This window comes from Akkermansia sp. UNK.MGS-1, from assembly GCF_000980515.1.
GTDB lineage: Bacteria > Verrucomicrobiota > Verrucomicrobiia > Verrucomicrobiales > Akkermansiaceae > Akkermansia > Akkermansia muciniphila.
Genome location: NZ_LBCB01000009.1, coordinates 30,760 through 46,341, shown reverse-complemented (window position 1 = coordinate 46,341; position 15,582 = coordinate 30,760). Strand labels below are relative to the sequence as shown.

Annotated in this window: 15 protein-coding genes, 1 tRNA gene and 1 pseudogene; 7 read left to right on the top strand and 10 right to left on the bottom strand. The window is 58.1% G+C overall.

Translation table 11 applies throughout. From position 1 onward, the window contains the following. Nucleotides 1-73 precede the first annotated feature (73 nt). A tRNA-Thr gene (locus tag WW58_RS05350) sits at nucleotides 74-148 on the top strand. A gap of 334 nt (nucleotides 149-482) precedes the next feature. Continuing rightward, nucleotides 483-1,064 (top strand): putative peptidoglycan-binding domain-containing protein, encoded by a 582-nt coding sequence (locus tag WW58_RS13045; protein WP_233465502.1) that lies wholly within the window; start codon nucleotides 483-485, stop codon nucleotides 1,062-1,064. Between the two features lie 138 nt (nucleotides 1,065-1,202). Here WW58_RS13045 and WW58_RS05335 read toward each other — a convergent pair whose 3' ends face one another. Beyond that, nucleotides 1,203-1,586: a hypothetical protein gene (locus WW58_RS05335; protein ID WP_022198675.1), complete on the bottom strand. Its 384-nt coding sequence runs from the start codon at nucleotides 1,584-1,586 to the stop codon at nucleotides 1,203-1,205. Nucleotides 1,587-1,704: 118 nt separating this feature from the next. After that, on the bottom strand, nucleotides 1,705-2,031 hold the full coding sequence (locus WW58_RS05330) for a hypothetical protein (protein WP_046435964.1): 327 nt from the start codon (nucleotides 2,029-2,031) through the stop codon (nucleotides 1,705-1,707). Between the two features lie 339 nt (nucleotides 2,032-2,370). Between WW58_RS05330 and WW58_RS05320 the strand changes: the two genes are divergently transcribed. Genes WW58_RS05320 through WW58_RS05305 form a run of 4 tightly spaced genes read left to right on the top strand, consistent with a single transcriptional unit; the run spans nucleotide 2,371 to nucleotide 8,435 of the window. Then, nucleotides 2,371-3,255 carry a ParB/RepB/Spo0J family partition protein gene (locus WW58_RS05320; protein WP_022198677.1) on the top strand — a complete coding sequence of 295 codons (885 nt, stop codon included), beginning with the start codon at nucleotides 2,371-2,373 and terminating at the stop codon, nucleotides 3,253-3,255. A 19-nt stretch (nucleotides 3,256-3,274) separates the two neighbouring features. Then, nucleotides 3,275-4,219, top strand: a complete 945-nt coding sequence (locus tag WW58_RS05315) for a M28 family peptidase (RefSeq protein WP_022198678.1) — start codon at nucleotides 3,275-3,277, stop codon at nucleotides 4,217-4,219. A gap of 38 nt (nucleotides 4,220-4,257) precedes the next feature. Then, nucleotides 4,258-6,240, top strand: a complete 1,983-nt coding sequence (locus WW58_RS05310) for a vWA domain-containing protein (protein WP_046435959.1) — start codon at nucleotides 4,258-4,260, stop codon at nucleotides 6,238-6,240. Then, nucleotides 6,237-8,435, top strand: coding sequence for a hypothetical protein (locus WW58_RS05305; protein WP_046435957.1), 2,199 nt, complete (start codon nucleotides 6,237-6,239; stop codon nucleotides 8,433-8,435). Before WW58_RS05310 ends, WW58_RS05305 begins: the two co-directional genes overlap by 4 nt. 53 nt (nucleotides 8,436-8,488) lie before the next feature. Here WW58_RS05305 and WW58_RS05300 read toward each other — a convergent pair whose 3' ends face one another. Further along, complete coding sequence (locus WW58_RS05300; RefSeq protein ID WP_146023947.1) at nucleotides 8,489-9,700, bottom strand: hypothetical protein; 1,212 nt, start codon at nucleotides 9,698-9,700, stop codon at nucleotides 8,489-8,491. A 187-nt stretch (nucleotides 9,701-9,887) separates the two neighbouring features. On the opposite strand from WW58_RS05300, the gene WW58_RS05295 reads away from it, so the two are divergent. Continuing rightward, nucleotides 9,888-10,244, top strand: coding sequence for a hypothetical protein (locus WW58_RS05295; RefSeq protein WP_046435953.1), 357 nt, complete (start codon nucleotides 9,888-9,890; stop codon nucleotides 10,242-10,244). A 24-nt stretch (nucleotides 10,245-10,268) separates the two neighbouring features. Here the strand turns inward: WW58_RS05295 and WW58_RS05290 are convergent, their stop codons facing one another. The 7 genes and pseudogenes from WW58_RS05290 to WW58_RS05265 form a co-directional block, all read right to left on the bottom strand. Beyond that, nucleotides 10,269-11,249, bottom strand: a complete 981-nt coding sequence (locus WW58_RS05290) for a bile acid:sodium symporter family protein (RefSeq protein WP_046435951.1) — start codon at nucleotides 11,247-11,249, stop codon at nucleotides 10,269-10,271. Between the two features lie 36 nt (nucleotides 11,250-11,285). Beyond that, nucleotides 11,286-12,467, bottom strand: coding sequence for a tyrosine--tRNA ligase (gene tyrS / locus WW58_RS05285; protein WP_046435949.1), 1,182 nt, complete (start codon nucleotides 12,465-12,467; stop codon nucleotides 11,286-11,288). A gap of 249 nt (nucleotides 12,468-12,716) precedes the next feature. Then, entirely contained in the window at nucleotides 12,717-12,947 is a 231-nt protein-coding gene (locus WW58_RS13040) for a hypothetical protein (RefSeq protein ID WP_146018365.1), read from the bottom strand. Nucleotides 12,948-13,006: 59 nt separating this feature from the next. After that, nucleotides 13,007-13,372, bottom strand: coding sequence for a DMT family protein (locus WW58_RS05280; RefSeq protein WP_425122549.1), 366 nt, complete (start codon nucleotides 13,370-13,372; stop codon nucleotides 13,007-13,009). A 15-nt stretch (nucleotides 13,373-13,387) separates the two neighbouring features. Beyond that, nucleotides 13,388-14,344 (bottom strand): ABC transporter permease, encoded by a 957-nt coding sequence (locus WW58_RS05275; protein WP_046435945.1) that lies wholly within the window; start codon nucleotides 14,342-14,344, stop codon nucleotides 13,388-13,390. Next, entirely contained in the window at nucleotides 14,341-15,255 is a 915-nt protein-coding gene (locus WW58_RS05270) for an ABC transporter permease (protein ID WP_046435943.1), read from the bottom strand. The genes WW58_RS05275 and WW58_RS05270 overlap by 4 nt, the downstream gene beginning before the upstream one ends. Nucleotides 15,256-15,260: 5 nt before the next feature. After that, nucleotides 15,261-15,582 (bottom strand): annotated as a pseudogene (locus WW58_RS05265) (peptide ABC transporter substrate-binding protein); the annotation flags it as partial.

The following is a 15,582-nucleotide window of genomic DNA, read 5'->3' as shown; positions in this document are numbered from 1 at the left end:
CCATGCCTGACTATCCATTTTCGGCTTGCCACAACGGGCCATCTTCTGTAGATATGGACCACCTCATTACCATGCCGCTTTAGCTCAGTGGTAGAGCACCCGCCTTGTAAGCGGACGGTCGTCAGTTCAAATCTGACAAGCGGCTCCATCATAACCCGCTCAAGGTCAATCCTTGAGCGGGTTGCTTTTATGAGGCGTGCGCCATTACTCGTTCCCATGAATTTCCGGCGTGCCGCTTTTGAACATTCATCATCCATTCATATCTCCGGCGGAATGCGGCAGCCGCAGGAAGCAAAGCGGGACGCAACATCTGGCAAGAGGCCATTCCACCCACAGGCATCCCCGTCAACTTCCGGCAGCGAAGGGCCATTCCCGGAGCGGGAAGAAGGTTCCGTTGGCGATAACGCCGCCTCAGCAAGCCGTTTCCCCCCTTGAATACGCCTCCATTGCCATTTCGACCAAGGGAACCATGATTCAAGCCAATGGATACTACAGAAAAAAAGATGGCCGCGGCTATCCTCCGGTTTGAAGACAGCCGCGTTACCGGGCCGGATTCCCTGCGCGTTTCTCGCCTTCCTGCCGCCGACAAGGGCGGCAAGTGGGAGATTTGCGGCATTTGCGACGGTATTGAACCGACCGTGTTTAACAGATTGAAGGCCCTGCTGGATGCCGGAAGACGTGAAGAGGCCTGGGAAGGTTGTCTCCAGTATGTCCTGGATAATACCGCCGCCGTGCGTTCCTGGCTGGGTTCCGACGCTTATCCTGGCGTTGAATTCATCCTGCGCGACCATTTTTTCAATTCCGGGAGCAGGAATACCGGGAAGATTTTGCAGCGCGCGCTGAACATTCACGGCGCCGGGCTTGTGGTGGACGGCATCCCGGGAAAACAAACCCGGCAGATGTTGCAAACCGTTCTCGCCCAAACGGGAGAGTCCGAATTTCTCTCCACTCTGAACGAACGGCGCAAATCATTTTACCATTCTTGCAAACAGTTCCCCGTGTTCGGCAAAGGATGGCTGAACCGCAGCAATGAGGCATACCGGTTCGCACAATCCCTGATTTAGGGAAGTTCCTGCAAAAAACTCCCGGAAAAGGAGTACAGGAAAATTTAACCATCGTTGCAGCAACCTGTTTCCATGCGCCGGATGCCATGAAAGAGCCTCCGTGCAAACATCCGCACGGAAGCTCTTTCATTAACAGGATCAGGAAAACGCTTCGTCCCCCACAAATGCTCCCAGCAGACGGCAAAACCGGGAAGCAGGTAATTTTACCAATCTCCCGTCCCCCCGCTTGCCATGCTGGGTCAGAATCCAGGGCAGGGAAAGAATCTCCCGTTTATAAGCCAGCAATTCCCGTACATCTCCCGCCAGAAAATGGAGATGCCAGGCATCACACCGTCCCGGCTCAAAACGGAAGCGGACATCGACAACCTTTCCGAAAGGTGCGGCGGAATCCACCCTGCGCGCCATCAGGACAAGCTCCGGAGTACGGATATAGACATCCTGGAGGCGGCCGTCTTCCTCCATTTCTTCCACCCTCCGGCCTGCAGCCAGATAATAGGAAAAGGCGGCAGATAAAGCGTTCATACCCAGTTTTTTCTTATGCCGCCCCAACCGCTGGCTCACCGGACAATCCCCATCGGAACGGCTCCTGAAGAGCCGTTTTTCCTGAAACCGCCGGGGCAAAAGATCGGACGGCGCCCAGTCATTTACCCTGCCGGATTTTCCGGATAACCGGAGGCATCTCCGTTTTCGGCTGTTTCTGGGAGTAGGACAAATGCCCCGGTTCCAGCACCAGGCAGGAATCGTCCCTGCATATCTCCGCCCGCTCTGCAGTCACGTCTACGGTATGCCCGCAGCCGGAGAGGAGGGAGGACGCCGCATAAGCCGCTCCGGCCAGAACCACCCACAAGAGACGTTCCCACCAGGTCAATCCGGGTCGTGTTCCGCTTTTTTCATAAGCGTTTTTCATGCCCTGTTTTCCTGCCTCCAGAGCCGCTTTCTTTTGTTCTTCTGTCAAATTGAAGTCCATTTGAGAGAGGGGGTGAGTGGTTTCAGGAATTCTCGCGCATGTTGTGCCGCAACGGTTCCGCGGGGAAAACTGGCGCTGCGGCAGGACTGTTTATTGCTATTCATTTTGTTCTTTTTTTGTTCATTGCCCGGAAACGGCCTTTGCCGGCATGGAACCGGCGGTGACATCAGACCGCTCCCGGACACAGACATCCTTGCCCTGCCCTTGGGGCGGGAGCAACACGCCTGATACGTCCGGGAACAAGGAATATTCCGCCAGAGACAAACGCCGGAATTTCCGCCGCGGATAACAAATACCCTGTTGAAAACGGAACCGGTTCATGCTAGTCTCTTCCCTGCTATGGCAAAACCGGCTCTGGGGAAAGGCTTTGACGCCCTTATCAATCAAAATTTGTCTCGTGAATCCTTGGCGGCTCCCCAGGCGGGAGACGTTGTGCATCAGCTATCCCATGCCGCCATTATTCCCAGCTCCCTGCAGCCGCGCGCCATTTTCACGCCGGAACAACTGGCGGAACTTGTAGATTCCATCAAGGAACACGGCATCATCCAGCCTTTAATCGTCCGTGAAACGCAAAACGGCAAATATGAACTGATTGCCGGGGAAAGGCGCTGGAGAGCCTCCGGCATCCTGGGGCTGTCCACCGTGCCCGCCATCATCCGGGAAGCTTCCGACAAGGACGTGCTGGAATTGGCCCTGATTGAAAACCTCCAGCGGGAAAACCTCAGCCCGCTGGAAGAAGCCGCCGGCTATATGCGCCTGAAAACGGAGTTCCGCATGAAACAGGGAGACATCGCCAAGCGCGTAGGCAAATCCCGCGCCGCCGTAGCCAACAGCATGCGGCTGCTCGACCTGCCGCAGCCGGTTCAGGACATGCTGGGCAATACCTTTATCAGCGTAGGGCATGCCAAGGTACTTCTCTCCCTCAAAAACAAGGACCAGCAAATCCAGCTCGGGCGCGACATCGTCAACAAGGGCTACACCGTCCGCCAGACGGAAAAGGCCATTCAGAAGATGCTCAACCCGCCGGATCCGGCTCCCGCTAAAAAGCCGTCCTCCCCTCAGTACAAGAAAATTTCCGGCATCCTCGCCAAACAATTCGGAACTCCGGTGAACATCTCCGGCCAGGGAAGCCGGGGCTCCATCGAAATCACCTTCTCCAGCAAAGCGGAATTCATCCGCATCCTTGAGCTTCTGGGCCAGGATGAATGGCCCGATTCCAAGTAAACTTCCTCCCCCCTTTTCCATGACGCCCCGCATCGGACTTCTCCTGTTCACGGCCCTGCTGATGCAGTGCGAAAACCCCGTGGAAACGCCCCTGCCCGGTGTGGAAACCGTTCCCGCGCAAATCCGGCAGACGGACTGTTTCAATGGAGGAAACGCTCTGTTCCACGCCGCGCGGATAACGGAAATGGGGAACCGCGCTTCAGGCACTCCCGGTTACCGCAGGCAGATGGACTACCTGAAGGAGGAACTGACCAAATACGGCTGGACCTGCCGGGAACAGGATTTTGAAAAGGAAACGCCCCAGGGCCCCGTCCGTTTCGTCAACCTGAGGGCTCGTTTTGGCAAGGCTCCAAATTTCCTGGATCCGGTTCGAGGCCTGCTGACCTGCCATATTGACACCAAGCGGGGCATTGACGGATTCACCGGAGCCAATGACGGAGCATCGGGAGCTGCGGCCATTCTGGAGACAGCCCGCATTCTGTCCGGAGACCCCGCACGCGCCAGAAATTTGGAGCTTGTGTTTTTTGACGGGGAAGAAAGTTTTGCGGAACATATGGACAGCGACGACGGCCTGTACGGCTCCAGGCATTACGCATCCTCCATGCAACAACCGCTCCCCAAATGGATAATCAATCTGGACATGGTGGGGCGGCAGGGTAAAAAGATACGCATCCCGGCCATGACGCCCCAATCCATGTACCGGGTTTATTCCCGCGCTATCCGTGAACTGGGTTATTCCCCGGAAGAATGGGGAGTATCCGGCTATGCCATCCTGGATGACCACGTTCCTTTCATGGAGCGCGGCGTGGACACGCTGAACCTGATTGACGACTTCCAGGACGGCAACTGGTGGCACACCTCCAAGGATAACATCGGCATTCTGGGCGAAAAATCCTTCCAGCAAACCGGAGAAATGACCCTTCATATCCTCCGGCAACTGCTGCCCGGACCGCCCTCCACCTGACCAGGCAGCTCTGACCCTCCAATTATCCCTGTCCCGCCATGTCCTTCAACTCTCCCTGGCTGCTGTGGGCTCTCTTTGCAGCCTCCGTTCCCATCATCATCCACCTGGTCAACCGGTGGCGGCACCGTTCCGTCCCCTGGGCGGCCATGGAATTCCTTCTCCGTGCGGCCAGGGAAACACGTGGAACGAAAAAACTGCTGCACTATCTGATTCTGGCGCTGCGCGTGATGGCCGTGGCGGCACTGGTAACGGCCTTTGCGCGGCCCCTGCTCGGAAGCTTCTTCGGCTGGGGAAGCTCCGGATTGAATGAAGTCCTGCTGGTTCTGGATCGTTCCGCCTCCATGGATGCCCATCCGGACAAAACCAGCTCCCTTCGGGATGCCATCCCCCCTCTGGTGGAATCCACTTTCGCGCAGCTCGGCCACTGCCGCCTTTCCCTGCTTGATTCCGCCACTGGAACCGTTACCCAGATTCCCGCTCCGGAAGCCCTGGCGGACCTGACTGTAAGCAAGACAACGGATGGAGGCGCAGATATTCCGGCACTTCTGCAAAAAGCCATCCCGTACCTGGAAGAATCCGGCGCAGGAAAGACGGAAATCTGGATTGCCTCGGACATGCAGGCCTCTTCCTGGAAGCCAGACTCCCCTCTCTGGCCCGGTGTGCGCCAGAGGCTGGCCGCCCTTCCCCTGCCCCCTTCCATCCGCATCATGGCCCTCCGCGACAGGCCGGAAAGCAACCGCGGCATCAGAGTCCGGCAGGCTCAGGTAAATAACGGGAAACTGGTGCTGGATATGGAAGTGCTGCGGCAGGGGTTCAATCCCAACCAGCCGGAGGACGTGCCGGTGCAGCTTTCCGTGGATAACGCCTCCACCGCTGCCACGCTGCAACTGGCAGGGGAAAACACCTCCATCCGGAAAGAAATCCCCCTGCCGCAGGGCAAGGAATCCGGCTTCGGCTTCGTTGCGCTTCCTCATGACGACTTCATCAGGGATGACATTTCCTTCTTCACCTTCGCCCCCAGGCCTCTCGCCAACATCCTGATTTTCGGTCCTTCGGGAGAAGTGGGGAAAACCCTTTCCCTGATGTCCGCCCCTCCCGGCCTGGCCAGCAGGAAAGCCACGATGCCCGGCAATACGCGGGAAGCTCAGGCTAATCTGGCCTCCCAGTCCATGGTCGTTTGGTACGGGCCGCCACCGCGCGCGGAAATGGGGAAAAAACTCCAGACATACATTGAAGAAGGAGGAATAGCCCTTTTCCTGCCTGACGACACGGAACACGGAACACGGCATTCCTTCCTGGGCGTTTCCTGGGGCGCAACGGAGACGGCTCCGTCCGAACAATACTACCGTCTGGAAACGTGGGACCGGCAAAGGGGATTCCTCCGCGACGGTTCCGATCAGACACCCATCCCCGCCAACCGTCTCCGCGCCGTGCGCAGGAAACCCCTGCTGGGCAAATACCGCACTCTGGCCTCCTGGGATGACGGTTCCTGTGCCCTGGCCCAGGTCAGGGCCGGAACGGGGTCCGCTCTGTTCCTGGGAACGCTGCCCAGATATTCCTGGTCCAACCTGGCGGACGGCCACCTGCTGCTCCCCCTGCTCCAGCGTATGGCGGACCGGGGGGCGGAACGCTTTTCCACCTCCATTTCCCTACGGGTGAATGACGCCTCCCTGCCGCAATCCGCCACGGATACCCCCGTGCGCCTGGATAATGCCCAGGGAAGCCACCCCTCCGGTTCTCCGGCTGATACGGCGGGCGTGTACCGACTGGGAGGACAGACCTACGCCGTGAACCGTCCCTGGCCGGAAGACATGCCTGACCAGATTACGGATGAAAAACTCCACCTCCTTCTGCCGGAAGCTTCCATCAGTTCCATGCAGAGTGCAGAGGAAGCCCCCACCCTGGTGCAGGAAGCATGGAAGCTCTTCCTGTTCTTCGCCCTCGACTGCCTGCTGATGGAAGCCCTCCTGTGCCTGCCCGGCCAGACGGCCAAACTCCCCTCCCCCACCACCCGTCCATGAACCTGAGCCTTCAACCTACTGCGTCAAGCGTCATCCTGACCGTCCTGGTTATGGCGGCCGGCATCTGGATGAGCTATATCGCCTGCAAGCGCAACCGCCGGCCGCTGACATTCAAACTGGAAATTCTTCGCCTGGCAATCCTTGGCTTCATCTGCTTCCTGCTCTTCCAGCCGGAATGGCTCATCACCTCCTCCCCGCAGGAAAAACCCAAGGTTTCCATTCTGGAGGACCGCTCCGGCTCCATGGAAACGCAGGATGTGGAAATCTCCCCCCAGCATGTCGTCACACGCACGGCCTACGTGCAGGAACTGCTCAAGGGCAACAGTACGGAATCCCTCAAAGACACGCATGTAGTGGAATACGCCTCCTTCGGCGCGCCACCTGCGCCGGACTCTCCGGATTATGCCATGGCCGGCACAGACCTGGCCAAACCGCTGGAGGATGCCATGCAATCCTCCGACAACCTCCGGGCGGTCATCATGTTCACGGACGGCAGCCACAACGCCTCATCCTCCGTGCTGACGCAGGCCCAGCGCATGCGCACCAGGGGAATCCCCCTGTTCATCATTTCCGCAGGCAGCCCGTATCCCCTCCCGGACCTGGCCCTTCAGGACGTGAAAGCCCCCACTTACGGCATCATCGGGGAAACGGTGCAAATACCCTTTACCATTAAAAGCACGCTGGGCAAGGAAACGCGCGCCACGCTCACCATGATTTCCAGGGACACAGGGAAAACCGTCACCCGCACGGTCACCATTCCGGCCCAGGGAGAGGTATCCGACGCCGTTCTGTGGAAAATAGAAAAAGAAGGGGCGGAAACGCTGGAACTCAAACTCCCCGCCCAGCCCCAGGAACGGATGCACAATAATAACGCCTCTTCCTTCAGCATCTCCGGCAGGAGGGAATCCATCAAAGCACTGGTCATCGATACACTGCCGCGCTGGGAATACCGCTTCATCCGGAACGCCCTGTACCGGGATCCCGGCGTGAACGTGCACACCCTGCTCTTTCATCCGGAACTGGAAGAAATGGGGGAAGGCCCCGGATACCTGGTCAAATTCCCGGACAGAATGGAAGACCTGGCCCGGTATGACGTCATCTTCATCGGCGATGTGGGGCTGGGCTCCAAAGGGCTGACGGAAGAACAGGCCTCCCTGCTCAAAGGCATGGTAAAAAACCAGGCCAGCGGCATCGTCTTCCTCCCCGGCTACCAGGGCAGGCAAATGGAACTCCTGAAATCGGAACTGGGGGACCTGATGCCCGTTACATTTCTCAACACCAAACCGGAGGGGACAACCCAACCTTCCCCATCACCCCTTATCCTGACGCCGGAAGGCCGCGGCTCCCTGCTTACCATGCTGGCGGATACGGAGGGCGAAAACGAAGAAGTATGGCGCAATCTGCCGGGCTTCAACTGGTACGCCCCCGTGGAACGGACCAAAGCGGGAAGCACTGTCCTGGCCGTGCATGCGGCGGATAAGAATGCCTATGGCCGCATTCCCCTTATTGTCACCCAGTCCTGCGGCAACGGGAAAGTCCTCTTCATGGGAACGGATTCCGCCTGGCGATGGAGGCGCGGAGTAGAAGATAAATACCATTACCGTTTCTGGAGCCAGGTGGCCCGCTGGATGAGTTACCAGCGCAACATGGCCGCAGGAGAAAGAATCCGTCTGATTCCCACCCCGGAACGGCCCCGGCCGGGAGACACGCTGACCGTCACCGCCATGGTCTCCGACAAACTGGGGGCCCCTCTCCAGAATGGAGAGGTTTTTCTGGACATTACAACTCCGGAAGGAAGCTCCAGCCGCGTGCAAATGGACACGATGAACCATACATGGGGCTCCTTTACCGCCTCCGTCAAAATCAACCGTCCCGGCACCTGGAAGCTCACAGCTTCATCCTCTGCGGAACCGGATAAATCCGTTACGCTTCCCATCATCACCATGAGTGAAACGCTGGAAAAAATCGGCAGCCCCGTCAATACCGCGCTCATGGAGGAAATGGCCTCCATCACACGCGGGCGCATGGTAAAAGCTGAGGAAATACAGCGGCTCATTAAGGAAATCAGGGATCTCCCGGTGCCGCCGCCCATGGAAACGCGCATCCTGCTCTGGTGCAGCCCGTATACGCTCTCCATCCTCATCCTTCTGCTTACCCTGTTCTGGATAGGGAGAAAACTCAACGGCACCATTTGAGACGCAGGTTTCCCACACCTCCCCGGCAGGAGTTTTTCTTCCCTCCCTTCCCGTTATTTTTCCGCGGACTTCCCGTCCGCGGCAGCAGAAGCCGGCTGAGAAAATCTCAGCCTCAATCCCATTTTTTTCCAGGCCGCGGCCATTTCCCCCTGTACATCCTCCGGAGTCTTCCCATCCAGCAAAACAGCACGCGCCTTCCCGCCGCCCTCCGCATCACGAACCCTCAAATAGCTTCTGAGGCGCTCCGCCTTTCCGTTCCCTTCCAGGTGGCTCCAGTAAACCATCCACAACAAATCGGCCCAATACTGAAGCGTTCCTCCCCTGGAGGAAACGCCATGCTCCGCGGCGGAATGTGCTGAATCCCTGGACAGCATGTCCGCCAGGGCCGGCAGAGTTTCTCTGCCCGTGCGGACGGCGCGCGGAACCATTGCGGCCAGCCTTTCCGGAATCTTCCGGAATACAGGCGCTTCCTTCTCCATGGGAAGAAAAGCCATGTACGCGGAAAAGCCGTCCACCAGCCAGTGCTCCCAATCCATGGACTGCGCCGCCCAGTGCGTGACGGCAAAGCGCGGATCCAGTTCCGGCTTCAGCAGCTTTCCCTTCTTATTCCGCAACAGCAGAGCCGTGAAACTGGTAGGGGAAAACTTGAGATGCCCGTTCCGCAGGCCCGGAGCCCTGTTGAAATCCTCTTCCTGGAAACATACCCTCACCAGATACTTGCGGGAAGGCCGGCGGGCCACCGCCAGATTCAACGGAACAGACGCCAGGGCAGACAGAACGGTTTCAAAGCGCCGGGCCAGGGCCATACGCTCCGCTTCCGGCAGCTTTCCGGGAGACTCTATAATGAAATGATCCGTTTCATACACGCTCAATTCCTCCGTCTCCTGTACGGTTTTCACCAGCAGGAAACCGGGAACGGCCACCCTCTCCGGCCAGGGAACATCCCAATTCGGCTCCAGAGGAACGTATCGGCTGCCGGAATCTCCCTGCGCAGGAGGGTTCTCCGCCCCTGCATCCGTATCCGGAAGCGTCCCGTCAGACTTTGCCCATTCCAGAATATATTCCTGATCGGCTCCGGAAAAAATATTCCGGGGAACAACCACCACGCGCCCGTCCTGAAGCTTCAAATCCACCTCCGCATCACGGACGGCCACCAGCACGGCTACGACGGTAGCGCCCCGGTCATTCGTCCAAATACGCGCCCGGGCGCTTCCAGCCAGGCTCAGCCCCGCCAATACGGACAGTATCTTTACAGGTACGGTCATAGGGTTCCCTTTGCCCGCACAAGCTATCACATTGTCCCGCAGACGCAACCCTTTTTCCATCCCCCTCTCTTCCGGAACCTGTTCCTTGAAAAGAATATGGGAAAGGAATCCTCCGCAGCCTGTCCCCCGGAGGGGTTGACACGCTCCGGCAAAACCCATAATCTTAGGGAAGGAAGGAAAAGAAAGTATGCATATCAGTCCCCTCAGAAAAAATATTCCGTTGACTGTCGTCACCCTGGCGGCCCTGGGCATCATGTTTTTCCTGTTCTTCATGCATCCCGCCTCTACGGAAGAATCACTGGAATTCTATGCGCCGGACGGCAACATCGCAGGCTCCTTCCGGGTGGAAATCACGCATGCGCCCACCAACCCCGCCTATACGGAAGTAACAATCATCCCGGAAGATATGGAATCCTTCCAGCGGTTTTTGACCCAGTTCCGCAACAAACCCGTTACTGCAAAAATTCCCTCCCGCGGCAGCCACATCATTGTTCCGGGCCGGGACATGCAATACGACGGCGTCCTGCGCCTGACCGGACATTGAGAGGGCGGGCAAACAGAGGCCCTCTTAAAGTTGTTCTCCCTTTCCCACGTCCTTCGCCCACTTTCGGGCCAGGAAGGAGCAAACCATCAACTGGAGCTGGTGGAACACCATGATGGGAATCACCAGCAGCCCGATGGGGGCTCCGGCAAAAATCACGTTCATCATCGGAATGCCGGTAGCCAGGCTCTTTTTGGAGCCGCAGAAAATAATCGCAATACGGTCCTCTCGGGAAAAACGGAGCCTGCGTGAAAGGAAAGCCGTCAGCCACAGGGCCGCGGCCAGCAGAAGGCCGCAAAAAGCCAGCACCTCCACCAGGGAAAGCCAGGGCAGATTTTTCCATACGCCGTTAATCATCGCATGGCTGAATGCCGTGTAAATAACCAGCCAGATGGTGCTGTGGTCTGTCCAGGAAGTGAGGTTCCGGTGCGTGACTACCCATTTGCCAATCCAGCGCTGGGCGAACTGGCCGGCCACAAAAGGCACCAGAATAATATAGCAGATGTTCAGGAAAGTGGAAAAATCCACGCCCCCTTCCCCTCCGCGGGACCACACCAGCCCCACCAGCAAGGGGGTGAGGAACACCCCCAGCAGGCTGGAAACGGAAGCAGAGCAAATGGCAGCGGCCACATTGCCGCCCGCCATGGAAGTGAACGCTATGCTGGACTGCACGGTGGAAGGCAGCATGCACACATACAGCATTCCCATGCACAAATCCGGCCCCAGCACACTATTCCACAAGGGCATGCTGACCATGCCCAGCAGGGGGAAAATAACAAAGGTGCTCGCAGCCACCAGCCCCTGAAGGCGCCAGTGCATCACCCCTTCCCATACGGAACGGCGGGAAAGCTTGGCCCCGTACAGGAAAAAAAGCAGAACGATGGCTGCATCGCTCAGGCGGCTGAACACTGTATCCCATACTCCGGAACAGGGAACCAGAATTCCCGCGCCCACACTGACGATGAGGCCGATGGTGAAGCGATCCAATTTGGCAAGGAATCCCGGCATGGAAAAGGAAAAAAGGTAAATACCGCCTCCGGCGTTCTATTTGAAACGCACAGCATGCTTCTTGCTCAGGCGCAGGACGTTGCCCGGAGCCAGTTCCAAAACGGCGGAGGGGTCTGTCATTTTCACATCATTCAACTGGATGGCGCCGGGCGTGAAATGCTCCTTGCGGAGAACGCCATTGGATTTTTTCACCTGGAAAACATTCTCAAACAGGAAGGAAACCAGAGCCAGGGCATTCATGCCGGCAGGCAGGGAGGCAATCTCCACTTCCGGCAAATCCGCGGCGGCCAAATCCCTCTTGGAAAAACGGGTTTCCCAGTCAGAACGCGCGGCATCCGCAGCGGCGGAATCATGATAGCGGGCCGTGATTTTCCAGGCCAGGAGCTTTTTGGCTTCCATCGGATGCAATCCCATGTCCCGCTTCTCACCCAGCAGCACCAGGTAATAGCGGTCCATCAGTTCGTCGCTGGCGCTCATCATCTTGCCGAACATCATCTCCGGAGCCTCATCCACGCCCACGTAATTCCCGTAGGACTTGGACATCTTCCGCACGCCGTCCAGACCTTCCAGAAGAGGCATCGTCATGGCGATCTGCGGCAGCATGCCTTCCTCCTTCTGAAGGTCGCGGCCCACCAGGATGTTGAAAAGCTGGTCCGTCCCGCCCAGCTCCACGTCCGCACGGATTTCCACGGAATCCCAGCCCTGCATAATCGGATACTGCATCTCATGTAGGCGCACCTCTTTACCTCCCTCCACACGGGCCTTGAAATCCTCCCGGGCCAGCATCTGCTGCATGGTCACGCGGGAATTAAGCTTCAGCACCTCCTCATACGTCATCTTGCGGAACCAGTCCCCATTATACACGATCTCCGTCTTGTCTCGGTCCAAAATCTTGAATGCCTGCTTGGTATATGTCTCCGCATTCTCCAGCACCTGTTCACGGGAAAGGGGGGGGCGGGTCACGGAACGGCCGGAAGGGTCGCCAATCGTGGCGGTGAAATCCCCGATGAGCAAAACAGCCTGGTGGCCAAGTTCCTGGAACTGGCGCAATTTCTCAATAGCCACGGTATGGCCCAGGTGGATGTCCGGCGCAGTAGGGTCCACGCCCAGCTTCACGCGCAGGGGGCGGCCCAGCTTGAGACGCTCCTTCAGCTCTTCGCGGCTGATCACGACGGCGGTACCGCCCATCAATATGTCTAATTGCTCATCTATAGTCATTGATCTGGCGCATAGAGTGCCGGGGGCACCGCGCCTTTTCAAGCCTATATCCTGTGCGCGGCTCATCGAACGCGGCCAAGAGTCCCCCGCCACCGGTCCCGACGTGAGGGAACAGGCACGGAATCCATTCCGAAAAGCGGAATAAACGGCACGCCGGTGCTGGCATTTTCCCCGCATGGCCCTTCCTCCTGTTCCATGTCACGGACCTGCCCTGCTCCCTTCCGGATGCAGAGAAATGTCCCCGCGAATCTACAGGAGCTGGTACAGGCGGGGATAGGAAGCATGATTGGCGGTTATGTAATGCGGGCGCGGCTTGGGGACCGGCTTTGTCCGCCTTTGCTCCCAGCCGTCACGGTCATGATGATAATGATCATGGCGCGGCGGCCCGGAACGGTAATAATCACGATCATGGTGGCGATGATGGCAGCCTGCGGCCAGAACGATTGAGGCTGCTGCGGCAAAAACAGGAATTATGTTCATCTTCATCTTTCTTCAGGGTAAGACAGTCCGGAGGGAGGAATGCGAACGGAAAAAGTCTGTCACCCGAACAAACGCTCCCTGTTGACGAAGAAAACGGCTCCCAATACACATAAAAACGCCCACAGGTAATCCCACTTCCATTTTTCTCCGATGTAGAACAGGGCGAAAGGAATAAACACGCACAGGGTAATCACCTCCTGAATAATCTTGAGCTGGGCCACGTTAAGCCCGCCCGCACTGCCCAGGCGGTTGGCGGGAATCATGAAGCAATATTCAAAAAACGCCAATCCCCAGCTCATCAGGATAATCATCAGCAGGGGCTTGCCATCCGCCCCGGAACCCTTCTTCAGATGGCCGTACCACGCCCACGTCATAAAAACGTTGGAGACCACCAGCATGGAAATCGTTAACGCAATCTTCATGATTTTTACTTAAAAACATCAGTCCTTGGAGGACTTGGGATCCAGGGCGTCCCGCAGTCCGTCCCCCAGGAAATTCAGCGCCAGCAGGGTAGCCGAAAACAGGAGCGCCGGGAACAAAAGCAATTCCGGACTTACCTCCATGCGGTCCGCCCCTTCCTTGATCAGCGTTCCCCATGAAGAATTGGGAGCCTTCACGCCCAGCCCCAGAAAGGACAGGACGGCTTCCAGCAACATGATGCCGGGAACGGCCAGAGTCGTGTACACGATGACGGCCCCGAACAAATTCGGAGCAATATGGCGGAACAGAATCTTCATGTGACCGATGCCCAGGGAGCGGGCGGCTTCCACAAACTCCTGCCCTTTCAGCTCCATCGTCTGCGTCCGGACAATGCGCGCCAGCGTCAGCCAGCCCAAAGCGCCGATGGCGATGAACAGGGGAATCAGCCCGGTCATGGGGCTCACCATTTCCACAGACCAGCCCGTCATGCCGGAAACCCACTGCGTCAGCCTCCGGGCCGGCTCCTCCACGGACAGGGAAAAAATAATCACCAGCACAATGAACGGCAGGGCAAAAAGCACATCCACCAGGCGCATCATCAGGGCATCCAGCCTGCCTCCGGCATAACCGGAAACCAGTCCGTACGCCACGCCAATCACCAGGGAAACGCCCGTGGCGACCACGCCCACCAGCAGGGAAATGCGGCCGCCGTACAGGACACGCGCCAGCAGGTCCCTCCCAAGCTGGTCCGTGCCGAACCAATGGTCCCAGGAAGGGCTTTCCGCAATCCGGGACAAATCCTGCACATTAGGATGAGGCAGCCACGGCAGCAGGGGCCCCAGAAAACAGGCCGCCGCAATCAGCGCCAGCGCCAGCAGGGAAAACATGGCTGCCCGGTTGCGGGAAAGACGCAGAAAAGCGTCCTTCCACAGGGAGGAACCCTGTTCCTCCGTCCTGTTCCATCCTCTTTTTCTCATGATTCCTTTCTCAATCTCGGGTTGACGGCCATTTGCACCAGGTCTACACCCAGGTTGGCTGCGACGATCAGAATGCCGTAAAACAGGACAAGCCCCTGGATGAGGAAATAATCCCGGTCCGTGGTTGCGTTCACGAAATGTTGGCCCATGCCGGGAACATGGAAACAGGTCTCCACCACAAAAGAACCGGTAATCATGGCGGCAAAAGCAGGCCCCAGATAGGAAAGGGCCGGAATCAGGCCGCCTCGCAAAGCGTGCTTCCAAACCGTACGGAAAGGCCCTGCCCCCTTGGCTCGAGCCGTCCGGATGAAATCCTGCCCCAGCACTTCAAGCATGCCGCCGCGCGTCAGGCGCGCCAGATACGCGGCATTCACCAGCCCCAGCGTCAGCGCCGGAAGCACCACGCAACCGGGAGAATCCCATCCGGCCACGCTCAAGCCGGGCACATGCATGCCCAGAGCTACGCCCAGCACCGGAGCCACGACAAAGGCGGGAATGCAGATGCCGGCCATGGAAACCAGCATCACCCACCAGTCCATCCACCGGTTCTTGTACAGTGCCGCCACAATTCCGGCGGGAACCCCCGCCAGAATGGAAATAGCCATGCCTATGACTCCAAGTTGGAGGGAAACAGGGAATGACTGGCCGATCATATCCGCCACGCTGACGCCTTCCTTCACCAAAGACGGTCCCAGGTCGCCATGAACCAGCATGTTCCACCAGTAACGCCCGTACTGGATCAGGGGAGCCTGATCCAGCCCGTAACTGGCCTGGAGCTGCTGGAGGACATGCTCCGGAAGTTTCTTTTCTCCCATGAAGGGGTGCCCCGGCAACAGGCGTATCAGGAAAAACGTCACAGTTTCCAGCACCAGCAGGACCAGAAGCCCCTGCCCCAGGCGTTTCAGAATCATCCTGGTCAAGGCGCGGCCTCCTTCCCATGTTCCCGGGCGTCGTCCAGGCTGATATCCTCAAACAAATGGTTGTCCAGAAGCAGGGGATGCCATCCCCGCACTTCCGGCCTCTTCAAATAGGACCGTTTGGCCCAATACAGGGGAATCACCGGGGATTCGGAAAGCATCAGCGCTTCCGCACGGGCCAGCAGGGCCATGCGCTTCTCCTGGTCTCCCGTGGCGCGGCTCTCCGCCAGCAGGCGTTCATACTCCGGATGAAACCAGCCCGTATTATTGTTCCCGGAGGCGGAACCCCACAAATCCAGAAAACTGGAAGGATCCAGATAA